Origin of the sequence: Ancylobacter pratisalsi, from assembly GCF_010669125.1 — a bacterium.
In the GTDB taxonomy this organism is placed as follows: Bacteria; Pseudomonadota; Alphaproteobacteria; order Rhizobiales; family Xanthobacteraceae; genus Ancylobacter; species Ancylobacter pratisalsi.
The window spans coordinates 616,365-632,709 of the sequence record NZ_CP048630.1 but is presented as its reverse complement, the minus strand read 5'-3'; the positions used below and the strand labels follow the sequence as shown (position 1 = coordinate 632,709).

Sequence of the window (16,345 nt, the reverse complement as noted above, 5' to 3'; positions counted from 1 at the left end):
GTCTTAGCGTCCGGTCAGGGCCGGAAAGCGCCCGCGAGCGGCGTTACCAGAACGTGGCGGGGGGACTGCCGCTGCGCACTTCAGCGACGCGCCGGCGTGTGGCGGCGGTTGTCTCTTCAGGCAGCGCGTCGATAGGGAAGAAGCCGACCTCGATAATTTCGCGATTCGGCACCCGCGGCGTGCCGGCGGTAAACGTCTCCACCACATAAAGCGCCACATGATCGCGCCGCGCGAGGTGGCCATTGAGCAGCAGGCCGAGAAGGTTCGGCCTTCCGATAAGTGTCACGGCCGCCTCTTCCAGGAGTTCGCGCGCCAGAGCATGCTCGGCGGCCTCGCCGGCATCAACACCGCCTCCCGGCAGGTGCCAGCCGGATACATAGGAATGACGCACCAACAACACCTCACGCGCCTCGTTGATCACCACGGCGCGTACGCCGAGCGTCATGCCGTGGGCGAGGCGCCGCCAGCCATGGATGAGCCGGGTGACAAGAGGCGGGCGCGGTGGGCGACGGCGCTCTGAAGTATCGCTCAATTGAGTTGGCTGCGCGCCCGCGCCGCCTTCCTCGGAAGGGGCGGGGCTGATAAGGAAGCCCTCGTGTTTGTTCTCGCCCATCTCACCGACGCCCATCTCGGCCCATTGCCGCGCGCCCGGTTCGCCGAGCTTGCCGGCAAGCGTGCGCTTGGCGTGATCAACTGGCGGCGTGGCCGCCAGCACCGTTTCAACATCGCTACGATCGACCTGCTGGTCGCCGATATCAAGGCGATGGCTCCGGACCATATCGCCGTTACTGGCGACCTTGTGAATGTGGGCCTCGCGGCCGAGTTCACCACGGCACTTCATTTCCTGAAGACGCTGGGCGAGGGGCACGACGTCACCGTGGTGCCGGGAAATCACGACGCCTATGTCCGATCCACGGCGCATCACGCCTTGCTGAACTGGGGCGACTATATGCGTGGTGACGGTGTGAACGGTGATGTCACCGCGGAGCAGGCGTTTCCCTTCGTGCGCCGCCGCGACGGCGTGGCGCTTGTGGGAGTCTCGACGGCAGTGCCGACCCGTCCCTTCATGGCGACCGGCAGGGTCGGTTCCGGCCAGCGTGAACGGCTCGGCCGCATCCTTGATGAGCTTGCCGAGGAGGGGCTGTTCCGCGTGGTGCTCATCCACCACCCGCCCTGCGGCACGCGTTCAACGCACAAGCGTCTGATCGATGCCGAACTGGTTCGCGATTGCCTGGCGCGGCATGGAGCGGAATTGGTGATCTGTGGCCATGACCACGTGCCGATGGTGGAGATGATTCACGGGCCGGGTTCCGGCCTGATACCCGTCGTCGAGGCCCCGTCCTTCGCTGCGGGGCCGGAGGACCGGCACTGGCCGGGAGGGTATAACCTCTACCGTATCGAGCGACTGCCGGATGCCAAATTTCCCTGGCGCTGCACGATGGAAGCGCGCGGGTTCAAGAGTGGCGATGCTTCGGTCGATACCCGGACGGTGCGCGTGCTCAGCACCGATCTTAGCGCAGGCTGATATTGACGCCGAGCGCCGTTGCGCCCGCAAGTGCCATCGCCCCCAGAATGAGCCCGAACAGGAACGCACTCGCCCGCCCGCTGCGCGCTGATGTGGCGGGCGCTGTCGGCACAGGATGGTGAGGCGCCGGCCGCGGGGCGATTTCTTCGGGCGCTGAACTGGCCGCCATCGCCTGCTCGCGGGCGACGAGGCGGCGGGCGATGTAGCGTGTGACCGCATCGGCAATGTCGTGGGGGTTGCTGCTTTCCGCCAGCACGCGCCGTCCGGCGCGGGTGTCCTGCAGCAGGCGATAGGTACGCCGGTCGCGTCCCAGCGCGATGTGCGCCACCATATCGACGAACAGACGAGGGGTCTCGCCGGGCATGAGGCCGCGATCGAACAGATCGGCGTGCTCGTCGGGCACCTCGGCGAAGATCGGATCCAGCAATTCGTTGAGCATGGACAGCCGCGCGAGGCTGGCATCGCGCAGCTCCACGATCACGCCGGAGCGTTCCGCCGCTTCGAGCCGTGCCGTGCGGACGGCATCGCGAAGCGACAGACCGGTCGTGTCGCCGCGCGTGCGGTCGGCATCGTCCATGATGGTAACCCTCGCCCCCGAATCCCGGCGCCGACGCGCCGGCTCCGTCGCGTCATCCGCATAAACGATGGTAACACTGCGGCAGTTAATGGGCGGTTCGCGCATGGGTAGGGTTGTGACAGCCGCAATGCGTCGCGCGCGAGTGTTGAGCGGTTCGGAAGGGACGACGTGAATGGCGAGGAGCTTTGAGATTCCCCAGGACGCGGTGGCGCTGGACGACTACGAGCGCCTTGCCCTTGAGCGCCTGTCGCCTCAGGCCGTCGCCTATTACGCTGGCGGTGCGGCGGACGAGACGACCGTGCGCTGGAACCGCGAGGCGTTTGAGCGGCGGAAGCTCGCGCCGCGCGTGCTCGGCAGCTTTCAGGGCGGGGGTACGGAGCTTTCCCTGTTCGGGCAGGCGTTCGTGCACCCGATTCTGGTCGCACCGACCGCGCATCACACCTTTGCCGCGCCAGAGGGCGAACTGGGCACGGTGATCGGGGCCGGCGGTGCGAAGGCCGGCATGGTGGTGAGCACCGAATCCGACTTCACGCTGGAGGAAATCGCCGCGCGGGCCACGGGGCCGCTCTGGTTCCAGCTCTATATCCAGCACGATCGTGGCTTTACCATCGAACTGGTGCGGCGCGCGGAAGCGGCTGGGTACGGTGCGTTGGTCGTCACCGTCGACGCGCCGATCCACAGTCTGCGCAACCGCGAGCAGCGTGCGGGCTACCAGCCGAGCAAGCTCTCCGAGCACGCCAATCTGCGGGGGCTGCATACTGACCATGTCGCCCACGCGGCACTGGGTGAAAGCCTTATGTTCCGAGGCTTTCTCGATGTCGCCGCGCGTTGGGACGACATCGCCAGGCTGCGGGAGGCGACGCGCCTTCCGATCCTGCTCAAGGGCATACTCAGCCCCGAGGATGCCGAGCAGGCGATGGCGCTGGGCATCGACGGCATCATCGTCTCGAACCATGGCGGGCGGGTGCTTGACACGGTGCCGGCGAGCATCGACGCGCTGCCGGCCGTCGCGCGCGCGGTCGCGGGAAAGGTGCCGGTGCTGATGGATGGCGGCATACGGCGCGGCACGGATGTGCTCAAGGCGCTGGCGCTCGGCGCCTCGGCCGTGCTGGTTGGGCGGCCCTGTCTCTATGGTCTCGCGGTGGCCGGGCCGGCGGGCGTTGCCCATGTGCTGCATTTGCTGCGCTGCGAGCTGGAGATCGCGATGGTGCTCACCGGTTGCGCGCATCTCGCCGACATCGGCCCCCACGTGATCTGGAGCGATCAGTAAAGCGTTTCGCGGTAGCGCGTCAGCATCTCGGCCTGGGTCTCCGCGGTGGCGAGGCCGAGCTGGTCGCGCAGCATCTCCCCCATGCTGGGAAGGCAGGCGCGGTCCATGAAATGCGCCGGTTCCCAGGCGTGCGAGCGCATGAAGGCCTTGGCGCAATGCAGATAGGCTTCCTCCACGGCGACGCGCAGAACCGTTGTCGGCCGACGGCCTTCGATCTCGAAAAGGGCGGTCAGGTCTTCATCGTCGTGAATCGCGGCGGTGCCGTTGACACGCAAGGTCTCGTCGACGCCGGGAATGAGGAAGAGCAGCCCGACGGCCGGGTTTGCGAGCAGATTGGTCAACGAATCCAGCCGGTTGTTTCCGGGGCGGTCGGGGATCAGCAGGGTGCGCTCATCTTCCACATGCACGAAGCCGGGCGCGTCGCCACGGGGCGTGACGTCGGCCCGCGCGCTGGCGCCGAAGCTGGCCATCATCACCAGAGGCGAGAGGCCGATGAAGCGGCGGCAGTGCCCGTCCAGTGCGGGCAACACCTTGCGCCGGCTGCGGTCCCGCGGCTCGGCGTAGAGGCTGCGAAGCTGTTCGAGGCTGGTGATGCGCGCCATGAGACACCCTTCAGTTCTTGACCACGAGCTGGACGCGGTCGGCGGCGAAACGGGCCCTTGAATACTGGATCGGGCGGCGTTGCGCATCGCCGTTGATGGCGTCGACCACGAGCACCGCGCGCCCGGACGGAAGGCTGAGCTGCTTGCGCTCCTCTTCGTCGGCGAGGCGGGCGGTGACGCGGGTCTCCAGCCGGCGATAGTCGCCAAGACCCAGTGTTTCCAACGCGCGCGTGACCGAGCCTGTGGCCGCGACCACCAGATCGAGGTCGCGGCAACGTTCGGCTTCATACCAGTGGCTGCCGAGGGTCAGCGGCACACCGTCCGCCTCGCGCAGCATGTCGATGCGCAGCACAAAGGCGCCGGGCGGAAGGCGGAGCGCGGCGGCGATCTCGGCGCTTGCCGTCTCCACGCGGGAGCCCACCAGCCGCCCGCCCGGCGCACGTCCCTCGCCGGAGACGATCTCCGAGAAGCGTGTACGCGAGGCGATGGGATAGCGCAGCGGTGGCTCCTTGATGAAGGTGCCGCGCCCCGGCGTGGCCTCGATAAGCCCTTGTTCCGTCAGCATTCCGAGCGCGCGGCGCAGGGTGTGACGGTTCACGCCGAAACGTTCGGCGAGCTCCATCTCGGTCGGTAGCCGCGAGCCGGGGGCCAGCTTGCCCTCGGCGATCTCGGCCTCGATCCGCTCGACGATCTGTCGCCACAGCGCGATCCCGGTGCCGCGCGCGACATCATTGGCGCCCGCCTCATCGGCGATGGCCGGGCCCGTCATCGATGTGTCGTCGCTCGCATTCATCTTTGTGCTCATCCGGTTCGGATCGGGCTTGCCTGTTTGTATAGATCATTATACAAATTCGGCCGTAAGTAAACGGTCTTGTTGCCCAACGTCTCCAGATTCCTCATGAACCGCGCCGAAGAAAAGCTAAATTCGAGCAATGCGTTGCAGGTCGCCCGGCAAAACGCGATGGCCCTTGTCGCGCGGGCCGAGCCGGCCGAGCTGGCGTCTGTTCTCGATGCCCTTGCCCCGGTTCCAGCCGCGAGCGACCTGCGTCCGGCTCAGGTCGGGCTGGTGATGCTGCGCGGGCGGACCGGGAGCGATGGTGCCCCGTTCAACCTCGGTGAGGCGACGGTGGCGCGGGCCGCCGTGCGGCTGGAAGGCGGGCAGGCCGGCTTTGCCTATCGCCTCGGCCGCGATGCGGGGGCGGCGCGGCAGGCCGCGATCCTTGATGCGCTGTGGCAGGACGCCTCCCGTCGCGCCGCCGTGGAGGCGGCTCTGGCCCCGGTGCGGGCCCGGCTCGCCGCCCGTCGCGCCACGGTGGAGGCGGAGACCGCGGCCACCAAGGTGGACTTCTTCACGCTCGTGCGCGGGGAGGATTGATATGTCGGATCAATTACTTGCTCTTGGCTTTCGCGATCCCGTATCGGAGGCGCAGGCAACCTTTCGCGCGGCGATGTGGGCGCTGGCGCGGCCCGGACGTCTGTCGTCCCTGTCGGCGGACATCACGCCCCCGGCCCCGCTGAACCGCGAGGCGGCGGCGCTGGCGCTGGCGCTGTGCGACTTCGAAACCCCGCTCTGGCTGGATGCCCCGCTGGCGGAGGAGCCGGCGGTGGCCGAGTTCCTGCGCTTTCACACCGGGGCGCCGATCGTCGACGCGCCGGCAGACGCGCGGTTCGCCATTGTCGCGCGGCCTACAGAACTTATTGATTTTGATATGTTTTGTCAGGGCTCGCCGGATTTCCCGGACGAGTCGACGACGCTGATCCTGCAGGTGGATGGCTTCCAGGACACAAGCTCCCATGGCCCCGGCTTCCAGCTTGAGGGGCCCGGTATCGAGGGCTGCGCGTCCTTCGGAGCGCACCCGCTGCCGGGGGACTTCGCGGGCCGCATGACGCGCAACAGGGCGCTGTTTCCGCGTGGACTGGACCTGCTGCTGGCAGGCGCCGGGCATGTCGCGGGTCTGCCGCGCTCGGTTTCGGTGAGGGAGGGCTAGTCCATGTATGTGGCCGCCAAGGGTGGTGAAAAGGCCATCCGCAACGCACATGAACTTCTCGCCAAGCGTCGGAGAGGAAACACGAATCTGCCCGCGATCACGCTGGAGCAGATCGCCGGACAGCTGACCCTCGCGGTGGACCGGGTGATGGCGGAGGGCTCGCTTTATGACGCCGCGCTCGCCGCGCTGGCGATCAAGCAGGCGCGGGGAGACCTGATCGAGGCGATCTTCCTCATTCGCGCTTTCCGCACCACCCTGCCGCGCTTCGGGGCCTCACGCCCGCTCGATACCGGCGACATGCTGGTGCGGCGGCGGGTTTCCGCCACCTTCAAGGACCTGCCGGGCGGGCAGCTGCTCGGCCCCACCTTCGACTACACGCACCGGCTGCTGGACACGTCGCTGGGCGTGGATGATGAGGGCGGTGTGGCGGACGATGAGGACGGTGGGAGCGCTGAGGCCGGTGCGGCGCCCGCCATGCCGCGCGTGACCGACCTGATCGGCGCCGAGGGGCTGATCGAACCCTCTCCCGAGGACGACGGGTCCGACCCGTTCGACATCACCCGCGCGCCGGTGAGCTACCCGGTGGACCGCGCGACGCGGCTGCAGACGCTGGCGCGGGGCGATGAAGGGTATCTGCTCGCGCTCGGCTATTCGACGCAGCGCGGCTATGCCCGCTCGCACCCCTTCGTCGGCGAGATCCGCTTCGGCGAGGTGGAGGTGGTGCTCGACATTCCGGAACTCGGCTTCGAGGTCTCCATCGGCGACGTCGAGGTAACCGAGTGCCAGATGGTGAACCAGTTCAAGGGCAGTGCCGAGGTGCCGCCGCAGTTCACCCGCGGCTATGGCCTCGTTTTCGGCCAGTGCGAGCGCAAGGCGATGTCGATGGCGCTGGTGGAGCGGGCGCTGCGCTGGAAGGAGCTGGGCGAGGAGCCCGGCGCCCCGGCGCAGGACGAGGAATTCGTGCTCTCCCACTGCGACAACGTGCAGGCGACCGGCTTCGTCGAGCATCTGAAGCTGCCGCACTACGTGGATTTCCAGGCCGAACTCGATCTCGTGCGCCGCATGCGGGCCGAGCAGGCGGCCGAGCGGAAGGAGGCGGCGGAATGAATGCCCGTTCAGTCGGCGGCATGCCGGAGATCACCTACAATTTCGCCTATCTCGACGAGCAGACCAAGCGGATGATCCGCCGGGCGATCCTGAAGGCCATCGCCATTCCCGGCTATCAGGTGCCCTTCGCCGCGCGCGAAATGCCGATGCCCTATGGCTGGGGCACCGGCGGTGTGCAGGTGACGGCGGCGGTGCTGGGCCCCGACGACGTGCTGAAGGTGATCGACCAGGGCGCGGACGACACCACCAATGCGGTGGCGATCCGCGGCTTCTTCGAGAAGACCGCGCAGGTGGCGACCACGACCTCCACCACCGAGGCCACCATCATCCAGACCCGGCACCGGATTCCCGAGACGCCGCTGAGCGAGGACCAGATCCTGGTCTACCAGGTGCCGATTCCCGAACCGCTGCGCTTTCTCGAACCGCGCGAGACCGAGACCCGCCAGCTGCACGCGCTGGCCGAATACGGCCTCATGCATGTGAAGCTCTATGAGGACATCGCCCGGCACGGCCATATCGCCACCACCTATGCCTACCCGGTGGAAGTGGCGGGGCGCTATGTGATGGATCCTTCGCCGATTCCGAAATTCGACAACCCGAAGATGGATGACTGCCCCGCGCTCCAGCTGTTCGGTGCCGGGCGGGAGAAGCGGATCTACGCCATTCCCCCGCACACACGCGTGCGCTCGCTGGATTTCGACGATCACCCCTTTCAGGTGCAGCGCTTCGCCAAGCCCTGCGCGCTGTGCGCGGCCACGGGGGTCTATCTCGACGAGGTGATCCTCGACGATCGCGGCGGGCGGATGTTCGTCTGCTCGGACACCGATTTCTGCAACGGCCGGCAGGAACAGGGGCATGTTGGCGAACTGGGCGTGCCGGCGGGCGAGGCGGCATGAGTGCGAGCGAACTCATCATCCGCCCCGCCGAGCCGGCGGACCTGCCCGCCGTGCTGGCGCTCTATCGCGAACTCGACGCGGAAGACGCGCTCGACGTCGCCGAGGCGCGGGCGATCTTCGAGCGGATGGCGCGCTATCCCGACTACACGCTGCATGTCGGCGAGGCGGACGGCACGGTGCTCGGCACTTTCACGCTGCTGGTGATGGACAACATGGCCCATCGCGGCGCGCGCTCGGCCGTCATCGAGGCGGTGGCCGTCGCCGCCGCCGCTCAGGGGCGGGGGATCGGTCGCGCCATGATGGACGCGGCGCTGGCCATGGCGCGCGAGAAGGGCTGCTACAAGGCGAGCCTGTCCACGCGGATGTCGCGCGAGGGCGCCCACGCCTTCTACGAGAGCCTCGGTTTCGAGCGCCATGGCTACAGCTACGTCACGGAGCCGGGACGTGACGTTGGCGCCCGGCAAAGGGTCGTCATGCCCGGCCAGGACGGCGGACCCGGCGGACCCAGCGGACCCGATGTGGCGGAGCGCGTATGATGACCAACCCGATTGCGACCGACGACGCCCCGCTGCTCGTCGCCGAGGGACTCTCGAAGAACTACGGCGCGCGCATCGGCTGCCGCGACGTCTCCCTGGAGATCTTTCCGGGCGAGGTGCTGGCGGTGGTGGGCGAGAGTGGCTCGGGCAAATCGACCCTGCTCGGCCTGCTTTCCACCGAGCTGGCGCCCAGCGCCGGGCGGGTGTCCTACCGGTTGCGCGAGGGCCGGCTGGCGGATCTCTCCACGCTCGGGCCGGCGGAAAAGCGGCTGCTGATGCGCACCGACTGGGGCTTTGTGCGGCAGAACCCGGCGGAGGGGCTGCGCATGGCGGTTTCGGCCGGCGGCAATGTCGGCGAGCGGCTGATGGCGGTGGGCTGGCGGCATTATGGCCAGATCCGCGAGGAGGCGAGCGACTGGCTGGGCCAGGTCGAGATCGATGCCGACCGGATCGACGACGACCCGCGCGCCTTTTCCGGCGGCATGCGCCAGCGGCTTCAGATCGCGCGCAACCTCGTCACCCGCCCGCGCCTCGTCTTCATGGACGAGCCCACCGGCGGGCTGGACGTGTCGGTGCAGGCGCGGCTTCTGGATCTGATCCGCTCGCTGGTGGCGAAGATGGGGCTGGCGGTGATCATCGTTACCCATGATCTCGCCGTGGCGCGGCTGCTGTCGCACCGCATGGTGGTGATGCGGCACGGCAGGGTGATCGAGACCGGGCTGACCGACCAGGTGCTGGACGACCCGCGCGAGCCCTACACCCAGTTGCTGGTGTCTTCGGTTCTGGCGGCATGAGGGCTGAGATGAGCGAACCAATCCTTCAGGCATCGGGACTGAGCAAGACCTTTGTGCTGCATCTGCGCGAGGGTGCGCGGCTGCCGGTGGTCTCGGGCGCCTCGTTTGAACTCCATGCCGGCGAATGCGTGGCGCTGGGCGGGCCCTCGGGTGCGGGCAAAAGCTCGCTGCTGAAAATGGTCTACGGCAATTACCGCGTGGACGCGGGCGCGATCCGCGTGCGCGACGGCGACGAGCAGGTGGATGTCGCGCGGGCCGCTCCGCGCCGGCTGATCCGCCTTCGGGCCCACACCATGGGCTATGTCAGCCAGTTTCTGCGCGTGATCCCGCGCGTGTCGGCGCTTGACGTGGTGGCCGACCCGCTGCTCGGCGACGGTGTCGCGCCCGAGGAAGCGCTGCCGCGCGCGCGCGCCCTGCTGGGGCGGCTGAACCTGCCCGAGCGTCTGTGGCCGCTGCCGCCGGCGACCTTTTCGGGCGGCGAGCAGCAACGCGTGAACATCGCGCGCGGGCTGATCGCCCATCGCCCGCTTCTCCTGATGGACGAGCCGACCGCCTCGCTGGATGCCGCCAACCGGCAGGTGGTGGTGGAGCTGATCGGCGAAAAGAAACGCGCCGGCGTGGCCATTCTCGGCATCTTCCATGATTCCGAGGTGCGCGAGGCGGTGTGCGACCGGGTGATCGACGTGACGACGTTCGGGCAGGCGGCGTGAGCCGAGCGTGAGTGAGGGTGCGATGAACGAGACCATCTATGCCAATGCCCGGCTGGTGCTGCCCGACGAGGTGCGGCACGGCCATCTCGTGGTGCGGGACGGGCGCATCGCCGAGATCGGCGAAGGGGCGGTGCCGCGCGCGGCGCTGGACATGGCCGGCGACTACCTGCTGCCCGGCTTCGTGGAACTGCACACCGACCATGTGGAGGGCCATCTCTATCCGCGCCCGCGAGTGATGTGGAACGCCTTCGCGGCGGTGACGGCCTATGACGCGCAGATCGCCGCGTCCGGCATCACCACCGTGTTCGATTCCCTGCGGGTGTGGCCCGACAAGCGCGCGGTGGGCATGGATGGCGACGCGCCGCTGCTGGCGCGCACCCTCTCGCAGGCCGGGCAGGCGGGCCTGCTGCGCGCCGAGCACCATGTGCACCTGCGCTGCGAGGTGGCGGCGGACGGCGTGGTGGAAGACGCGCGGGCGCTCATGGACGCCTGCGACGTGCGCCTGATCTCGCTGATGGACCACACGCCGGGCCAGCGCCAGTTTCTGACCGAGACGCATTTCCGCAGCTACTACAAGAAGAAGAGCGGCATGAGCGATGCCGAGATGGACATCATCGTCGCCGACCGCATGAGCGCGCACGCGCTCCATGCCCGCCCCAACCGCGTGCGGCTGGTGGAACTGGCCCATGAGCGGGGCATCGTGCTGGCCAGCCATGACGACGCCACCGACGCCCATGTGGAGGAAGCGGTGGCGGACGGGGTGGCGATCGCCGAGTTTCCCACCACGCCGCACGCGGCGAACGGCTCGCACCGCGCCGGCATCCGCGTGCTGATGGGGGCGCCGAATGTGGTGCGCGGGGGCTCGCACACCGGAAATGTTGCCGCCGCCGATCTGGCCCGCGCGGGCGTGCTTGATATCCTTTCGTCCGACTACGTGCCCGGCAGCCTGCTGCTCGCCGCCTTCGCCCTGCCGCAGATGGTGGAGGCCATAACGCTGCCGCAGGCGGTGGCGATGGTGAGCGCCAATCCGGCGGATGCGGCGAGCCTGACCGATCGCGGGCGGCTGGCCAGCGGCCAGAGGGCGGATTTCCTGCGCGTGTCCGATGCCGGCCCGGCGCCGGTGGCGCGCATGGTGTGGCGCGAGGGGGAGCGGATCGCGTGAGCGAGGCGGGGGCAGGCGTTTGCGGGAATCGCGGTGGGGAACGGCTCGGGCCGGGCCCGCTGGTGCTGGTGGTCGGGCCCTCGGGCGCCGGCAAGGACACGCTGATTGCCTATGCGCGCGCGCGCCTCGCCGACCGCGCGGACATATGTTTCGCCCGCAGGCGCATCACCCGGCCGGCCGATGCCACCGAGAACCATATCGCCGTCAATGAAGCGGACTTCGCCCGCGATGTCGCCGAGGGGCGGTTCCCGCTGCACTGGCAGGCCAACGGGCTGAGCTACGCGCTCGGCCCCGAGATCGCGGAAGAGATCGCGGGCGGACGGATCGTGGTCGCCAACGGCTCGCGGGCGGCGCTTGATGAGGCCCGCGCGCGCTTTGCCCGCGTCGTCGTGGTGCATGTGACGGCCCCGCCCGAGGTGCTGGCGGCGCGGCTTGCCGCACGCGGGCGCGAGCAGGGGGAGGCGGTGCTGCGGCGGCTGGCGCGCGAACCGGCGCTCTCGACCCCGCCGGACCTGCGCATCCTCAATGTCGATGCGGCCGATGCCGCGGGCGAGCGGCTGGCGGCGTTCCTGAGCGGGCTGTGATCCTCCGGGCCATGCAGCGCCACACCCCAGAACGCGACATGGCCGGGATAAGCCCGGCCATGTTGCGAATGCGGAGTGCGGAAGGGCAGCCGGACTATTGCCGGTACTGCTGAATGCGCGTGGTGCGCAGGCCCGCAAGGCCATGGCGATCGATCGACGCCTGCCAGGAAAGAAATTCTTCGGTCGTCAAAGTATAGCGGTTGCAAGCTTCCTCAAGGCTGAGGAGCCCGCCGCGGACAGCGGCGACGACTTCCGCCTTGCGGCGGATCACCCACCGCCGAGTGCTCGGCGGCGGTAAGTCGGCAATGGTCAACGGACTTCCGTCCGGCCCGATTACATATTTGACCCTCGGACGATAGGGTTCGGTCATGGTACGCTCACTGAATACTCACGATCAATGACAGGATCGTAGCCGCTGAGCTTTAAATATTTCCCTAAGCGAATCACGGTCGAGTGAAGCTGAGTTGGTTTCCGCTTCATTAATATTTGCGAAGGACTTTGTTTACTTTCAGCCCGTGGCGCAGGAGTCACGATCGTGGGCGAGGCCATCGAAGGGTTCATAGAACCGCCTTGGTGCCCTATATAGAAGACCCGTCCCGTGAGCCCTGTCCCGCCATCCCATGATCGATCTCGACGACACATCCCGTTCCCCGAGCCAGACCCGCGTGGTGGTGGCAATGTCGGGTGGCGTCGATTCCTCGGTGGTCGCCGCGCTCTACGCGCAGGCGGGCTACGATGTGGTCGGCGTGACGCTGCAGCTCTATGACCATGGCGAGGCTATGCATCACCGGCCCGGCGCCTGCTGCGCGGGGCAGGACATTTACGACGCGCGCACCGTGGCCGAGAAGCTGGGCATTCCCCATTACGTGCTCGACTATGAGAGCCGCTTCCACAACGCCGTGATCGAGCGCTTCGCCGACGCCTATGCGGCGGGGGAGACGCCGATCCCCTGCGTCGACTGCAATCGCACCGTGAAGTTCCGCGACCTGCTGGAAACCGCGCGCGACCTCGGCGCCGACATTCTCGCCACCGGGCACTATGTCACCAGCCGCGGACTGCCGGACGGGCGGCGCGCGCTGTTCCGCCCGCTCGATGAGAGCCGCGACCAGAGCTATTTCCTCTATGCTACCACGGCCGCGCAGATCGACATGCTGCGCTTTCCGCTCGGCCAGACCACCAAGCCGGAAGTGCGCGCGCTGGCGGAAGCCGCCGGGCTGCAGGTGGCCGACAAGCCGGACAGCCAGGACATCTGCTTCGTGCCCAACGGGCACTACACCGCGATTGTCGAGAAGCTGCGCCCCGAGGCCGCCGAGCCGGGCGACATCGTGCATCTCGACGGGCGGGTGCTGGGCCGGCACACGGGCGTGATGCGCTACACCATCGGCCAGCGCAAGGGGCTGGGCATCGCCGCTTCCGAGCCGCTCTACGTGGTGGGCATCGACGCCGGCCAGCGCCGTGTCGTGGTCGGCCCGCGCGAGGCGCTGGGCGTTGCCACGATCCGCATCGATGATGTGAACTGGCTGGGCGACGAGGCGTTGCAGGACGCGGCCGAGAGCGGGCGCGCCATCCACGTCAAGGTGCGCTCGGCCCGCGCGCCGGTGCCGGGCCATCTGGCCCTTGGCGCCGATGGCGGGATCGACGTGCTGCTCGACGTCGCGGAGGAAGGCGTGGCGCCGGGCCAGGCCTGCGTGTTCTATGCTGATGGCGGCGCAGGCGCGCGGCTGCTCGGCGGCGGCGTGATCCGCCGCGCGCGCAAGGGGTTCACCACCCTGACACGCGAAACCGGCATCATGGCGCATTCGGCCTGAGTCGGGTCGGGCGATAATAGGTGGCAGACGCCGGCATACGCCGCGCGGAGCCGGTGGTGTAGGATCGGCCGCGCTGCGGCGAGGAGCTGGGGGACGACATGAAGACCGATCTCGACCGCACAACCGTCGAGGAAGCCTATGCCCGCTGGGCGCCGATCTACGACGTCGTGTTCGGCGCCGTGTTCGAGCCCGGGCGCAAGGCGGCCATGAAGGTGGCGGAGGGGATCGGCGGGCGCATCCTCGAATTCGGCGTCGGCACCGGCTTCGCGCTGCCCGCCTACAAGCGCACCAACCGCATTGTCGGCGTCGATATCTCCGAGCCCATGCTGCAGAAGGCCCGCGAGCGTGTGGCCAAGGACAAGCTTCCCCATGTGGAAGGCCTGTGCCTGATGGACGGCGCCCATATGGGCTTCGCCGATGCCAGCTTCGACGTGGTGATCGCGCAGTTCGTCATCACCGTGGTGCCGCACCCGGAAGAGACGCTGGACGAGATGGCCCGCGTGCTGCGGCCCGGCGGCGAGCTCATTCTGGTGAACCATCTCGGCGCCGAGGACGGCCCGCGCGCCTCCTTCGAGCGCTGGTTCGCCCGCCGCGCCCGCAAGCTGGGCTGGCGCCCCGAATTCCAGTTCGCCCGCCTCGCCAACTGGGCGGTGCGCAACGGCACCGTGGACACCCCGATCAAGCGCGACGTGGCGCTGGGCATGTACACCATGGTCCGCTTCAGGAAGCGCACGCAGGCCGAGATCGCCGCGGCGGTGGAGCCGGTGGCGCTGGCGGGGTGACGGGCTAGACGGGGGCGGCGCGTTTCAAGGGCGCGCGCCCTCCGCCCGGCCGATCTGGCGATGGCGCACCACCCTTCGCGGCGACACGCGCGCCGGAGGCGACGTCTCGGCCCTCTTCCTCACGGCCTCGCGCTCGGATGACGGGAGCGCCGACGACAGGGAGGATGAAACCCATGCCCTTCAAGGGAAGTTGCCTTTGCGGGCGGGTTGAATATGAAATCCGGCAACTCGACATGCCGATCGGTCATTTCCATTGCGCGACATGCCGGAAAGCCCATGCGAGTGCGTACACGACCACGGCCGGCGTTCTGAGATCGCACTTCAAGATCACGCGCGGCACGGATGATCTGAACGGCTTCGAGTCCTCTCCCGGAAAATTCCGTCGCTTCTGCCGGCATTGCGGGACGCATGTTTTCGCCGAGCGTCCGGCTCAGCCTCACATCATCCTGCGGCTTGCCACCTTGGATGAGGATCCGGGCGAGCGGCCCGCGTTTCACATCTGGACGTCGCATGATGTCGACTGGCTTAAGCCGGAGTGCCCCTCCTATCCCGAATGGCAACCCGGCCGATAGACGCGTTCGACGCCTCAGAACGTCACCGTGCTGCGCACCCCGAACACCGCCGCGTCCTGTAGCGCCTGCGTCGGGTTGCTGCCGTCCGGGTTCGGCACGTTGCCGCCGGGGTGGAAGACGTACTGGAAGAAGGGCTGCACGCTGAGCCAGGGGGTGACGGCGGCCTGGTAGGTGACTTCCAGCACCGCCTCATAATCCTGCACCGGCCCGTTCAGGCCGGTCAGCGCATTGGTGGTGCGGTCGAGGCTGGCGAGGTCGGGGCTGATCTTGGCGTAGGCGAAGCCGATGCCGGCGATGTCGTCGGGGCGGCCGGGCAGCGGGCCGGCGAGCACGAGGCCGGTATCGACATAGAAGCTGACCTCGCTGCGGTTCGCCGGCGCCCCCGCCACGCGCACGAAGCCGGAGAGTGTGGACGCGCCGGACCTCCACAGTTCCTGATCGGCGATGGCGTAGAGCGAATAATTGCCCTGATGCGTCAGCGGCCCGCCGGCAGCGGCGGGGTCGGCGAGCGAGACGCCGTTGGCGGCGAGGGAAAGGTCGTCATAGCTCTGCGAGCCGTACCAGCCGCCAAGGCGGAAGGTGCCGGTGAGGCCATTGGCGCCTTTATGGATATAGGTGGCTTCGAGAATGGCGAACACGCCGTCGTCGAGCGGGAAGTCGAGGCCGTCGGCATTGCCGTTCGCCCCGCCGAGCGGGTTGCCGTTGAAGGCCGCCGCCTGCACGTAGAAGGAGGCGTCGGGCGCCCATTTCACCCACACGCCCGGCGTCGCCAGCGGATCGGCGGGGCCACCGGCGGGCAGGTCGACGCCGTTGATGCCGGGCCAGCCGAAGGTGGAGTTGATGAACAGGCCGGCGCTGTCGCTGATCCAGAACTCCTCGTCCGCCGCGATCTGGCCGATGCGGGTGATGAGCGTGTCGTCGGCGAAGTGGTTCTCCAGATAGAACTCGCCGAGGCGCGCGCCGTCCTGGCCGGCGATGTTGGTGAGGGTCAGCAGGTTGCCGACATCGGTGGAGAGGTTGGAGCCCTGCAGCCAGTAGAGGCTGGCGACGAAGCTGGCACCCTTCCAGCCGGCGAGCTTGTCGAGATCGAAGGTCAATTCCAGCTCGAACTGGCCGTCCATGGCGGCGCCCTGGCGCAGGCCGCCGCTGGTGTTGCCCAGCGCGTCGACGATCCAGTTCGAGAACACGGTGACGCCCTTGTCGGCCAGCGCGGTGCGCGCGCCGTTCCAGTCGCCGGTCAGGGTGGCGCGCGTCAGCCAGTCGGATGGGGCGGGGTCGGCGGCGGCGGGCGCGGCGGCGAGCATGGCCGCGAGGAGGCCGGCGCCGATTCCCGCTCTAGAGGCGGCGCGAGGCGTGCCAGCCGAAGGCGTGGGGGCCGAACAGGGCCAGGTGGGTTTGCTGCGCATCTCGCCAGGGCGTTTCCGGTTCGCCT

20 protein-coding genes are annotated in these 16,345 nt (G+C 68.4%); 14 read left to right on the top strand and 6 right to left on the bottom strand.

All coding sequences use genetic code 11. The features are described 5' to 3' along the window. Positions 1 to 43: 43 nt before the first annotated feature. Complete coding sequence (locus G3A50_RS03160; RefSeq protein ID WP_425483438.1) at positions 44 to 532, bottom strand: NUDIX domain-containing protein; 489 nt, start codon at positions 530 to 532, stop codon at positions 44 to 46. Between the two features lie 63 nt (positions 533 to 595). Between G3A50_RS03160 and G3A50_RS03155 the strand changes: the two genes are divergently transcribed. After that, a complete protein-coding gene (locus G3A50_RS03155; RefSeq protein ID WP_163073904.1) occupies positions 596 to 1,525 on the top strand; it encodes a metallophosphoesterase family protein in 930 nt (309 codons plus the stop codon). Here the strand turns inward: G3A50_RS03155 and G3A50_RS03150 are convergent. Further along, the gene (locus G3A50_RS03150; RefSeq protein ID WP_163073903.1) at positions 1,512 to 2,102 is read right to left on the bottom strand and encodes a hypothetical protein; all 591 of its coding nucleotides are present in this window, start codon (positions 2,100 to 2,102) and stop codon (positions 1,512 to 1,514) included. The two genes, G3A50_RS03155 and G3A50_RS03150, sit on opposite strands and share 14 nt — an antisense overlap. Before the next feature lie 172 nt (positions 2,103 to 2,274). Here G3A50_RS03150 and G3A50_RS03145 point away from each other — a divergent pair, with 172 nt between their 5' ends. Continuing rightward, positions 2,275 to 3,372 carry an alpha-hydroxy acid oxidase gene (locus G3A50_RS03145; RefSeq protein WP_163073902.1) on the top strand — a complete coding sequence of 366 codons (1,098 nt, stop codon included), beginning with the start codon at positions 2,275 to 2,277 and terminating at the stop codon, positions 3,370 to 3,372. Here G3A50_RS03145 and G3A50_RS03140 read toward each other — a convergent pair. Further along, positions 3,366 to 3,974: a pyridoxamine 5'-phosphate oxidase family protein gene (locus G3A50_RS03140; RefSeq protein WP_163073901.1), complete on the bottom strand. Its 609-nt coding sequence runs from the start codon at positions 3,972 to 3,974 to the stop codon at positions 3,366 to 3,368. The two genes, G3A50_RS03145 and G3A50_RS03140, sit on opposite strands and share 7 nt — an antisense overlap. A gap of 10 nt (positions 3,975 to 3,984) precedes the next feature. Beyond that, complete coding sequence (gene phnF, locus G3A50_RS03135; protein ID WP_343037833.1) at positions 3,985 to 4,779, bottom strand: phosphonate metabolism transcriptional regulator PhnF; 795 nt, start codon at positions 4,777 to 4,779, stop codon at positions 3,985 to 3,987. Between the two features lie 93 nt (positions 4,780 to 4,872). Here phnF and phnG point away from each other — a divergent pair, with 93 nt between their 5' ends. From phnG to phnN, 9 genes are read left to right on the top strand one after another with little or no spacing between them, the layout of a single operon-like run. Further along, entirely contained in the window at positions 4,873 to 5,349 is a 477-nt protein-coding gene (gene phnG / locus G3A50_RS03130) for a phosphonate C-P lyase system protein PhnG (protein WP_163073899.1), read from the top strand. 1 nt (position 5,350) lies between these two features. Next, positions 5,351 to 5,962 (top strand): phosphonate C-P lyase system protein PhnH, encoded by a 612-nt coding sequence (gene phnH, locus G3A50_RS03125; protein WP_163073898.1) that lies wholly within the window; start codon positions 5,351 to 5,353, stop codon positions 5,960 to 5,962. Between the two features lie 3 nt (positions 5,963 to 5,965). After that, entirely contained in the window at positions 5,966 to 7,069 is a 1,104-nt protein-coding gene (locus G3A50_RS03120) for a carbon-phosphorus lyase complex subunit (protein WP_163073897.1), read from the top strand. Next, positions 7,066 to 7,965, top strand: coding sequence for an alpha-D-ribose 1-methylphosphonate 5-phosphate C-P-lyase PhnJ (locus G3A50_RS03115; RefSeq protein ID WP_163073896.1), 900 nt, complete (start codon positions 7,066 to 7,068; stop codon positions 7,963 to 7,965). Before G3A50_RS03120 ends, G3A50_RS03115 begins: the two co-directional genes overlap by 4 nt. Continuing rightward, positions 7,962 to 8,501: a GNAT family N-acetyltransferase gene (locus tag G3A50_RS03110; RefSeq protein WP_163073895.1), complete on the top strand. Its 540-nt coding sequence runs from the start codon at positions 7,962 to 7,964 to the stop codon at positions 8,499 to 8,501. Before G3A50_RS03115 ends, G3A50_RS03110 begins: the two co-directional genes overlap by 4 nt. Then, complete coding sequence (gene phnK / locus G3A50_RS03105; protein WP_163077245.1) at positions 8,501 to 9,295, top strand: phosphonate C-P lyase system protein PhnK; 795 nt, start codon at positions 8,501 to 8,503, stop codon at positions 9,293 to 9,295. Before G3A50_RS03110 ends, phnK begins: the two co-directional genes overlap by 1 nt. Before the next feature lie 8 nt (positions 9,296 to 9,303). Continuing rightward, positions 9,304 to 10,005, top strand: coding sequence for a phosphonate C-P lyase system protein PhnL (phnL, locus tag G3A50_RS03100; protein ID WP_163073894.1), 702 nt, complete (start codon positions 9,304 to 9,306; stop codon positions 10,003 to 10,005). A gap of 22 nt (positions 10,006 to 10,027) precedes the next feature. Continuing rightward, positions 10,028 to 11,167 (top strand): alpha-D-ribose 1-methylphosphonate 5-triphosphate diphosphatase, encoded by a 1,140-nt coding sequence (locus G3A50_RS03095; protein WP_163073893.1) that lies wholly within the window; start codon positions 10,028 to 10,030, stop codon positions 11,165 to 11,167. Beyond that, positions 11,164 to 11,751, top strand: coding sequence for a phosphonate metabolism protein/1,5-bisphosphokinase (PRPP-forming) PhnN (gene phnN / locus G3A50_RS03090; protein ID WP_246252089.1), 588 nt, complete (start codon positions 11,164 to 11,166; stop codon positions 11,749 to 11,751). Before G3A50_RS03095 ends, phnN begins: the two co-directional genes overlap by 4 nt. Positions 11,752 to 11,845: 94 nt before the next feature. Here phnN and sciP read toward each other — a convergent pair whose 3' ends face one another. Then, positions 11,846 to 12,121 (bottom strand): CtrA inhibitor SciP, encoded by a 276-nt coding sequence (gene sciP / locus G3A50_RS03085; protein ID WP_163073891.1) that lies wholly within the window; start codon positions 12,119 to 12,121, stop codon positions 11,846 to 11,848. Between the two features lie 250 nt (positions 12,122 to 12,371). Between sciP and mnmA the strand changes: the two genes are divergently transcribed. The 3 genes from mnmA (at position 12,372) to G3A50_RS03070 (ending at position 14,913) form a co-directional block, all read left to right on the top strand. Further along, the gene (gene mnmA, locus G3A50_RS03080) at positions 12,372 to 13,559 is read left to right on the top strand and encodes a tRNA 2-thiouridine(34) synthase MnmA (RefSeq protein WP_163073890.1); all 1,188 of its coding nucleotides are present in this window, start codon (positions 12,372 to 12,374) and stop codon (positions 13,557 to 13,559) included. Positions 13,560 to 13,657: 98 nt separating this feature from the next. Next, a complete protein-coding gene (locus G3A50_RS03075; protein ID WP_163073889.1) occupies positions 13,658 to 14,341 on the top strand; it encodes a class I SAM-dependent methyltransferase in 684 nt (227 codons plus the stop codon). A gap of 173 nt (positions 14,342 to 14,514) precedes the next feature. Then, entirely contained in the window at positions 14,515 to 14,913 is a 399-nt protein-coding gene (locus G3A50_RS03070) for a GFA family protein (protein WP_163073888.1), read from the top strand. 14 nt (positions 14,914 to 14,927) lie between these two features. On the opposite strand, the gene G3A50_RS03065 is transcribed toward G3A50_RS03070, so the two are convergent. Continuing rightward, positions 14,928 to 16,319, bottom strand: a complete 1,392-nt coding sequence (locus G3A50_RS03065; RefSeq protein ID WP_163073887.1) for a carbohydrate porin — start codon at positions 16,317 to 16,319, stop codon at positions 14,928 to 14,930. Positions 16,320 to 16,345 lie beyond the last annotated feature (26 nt).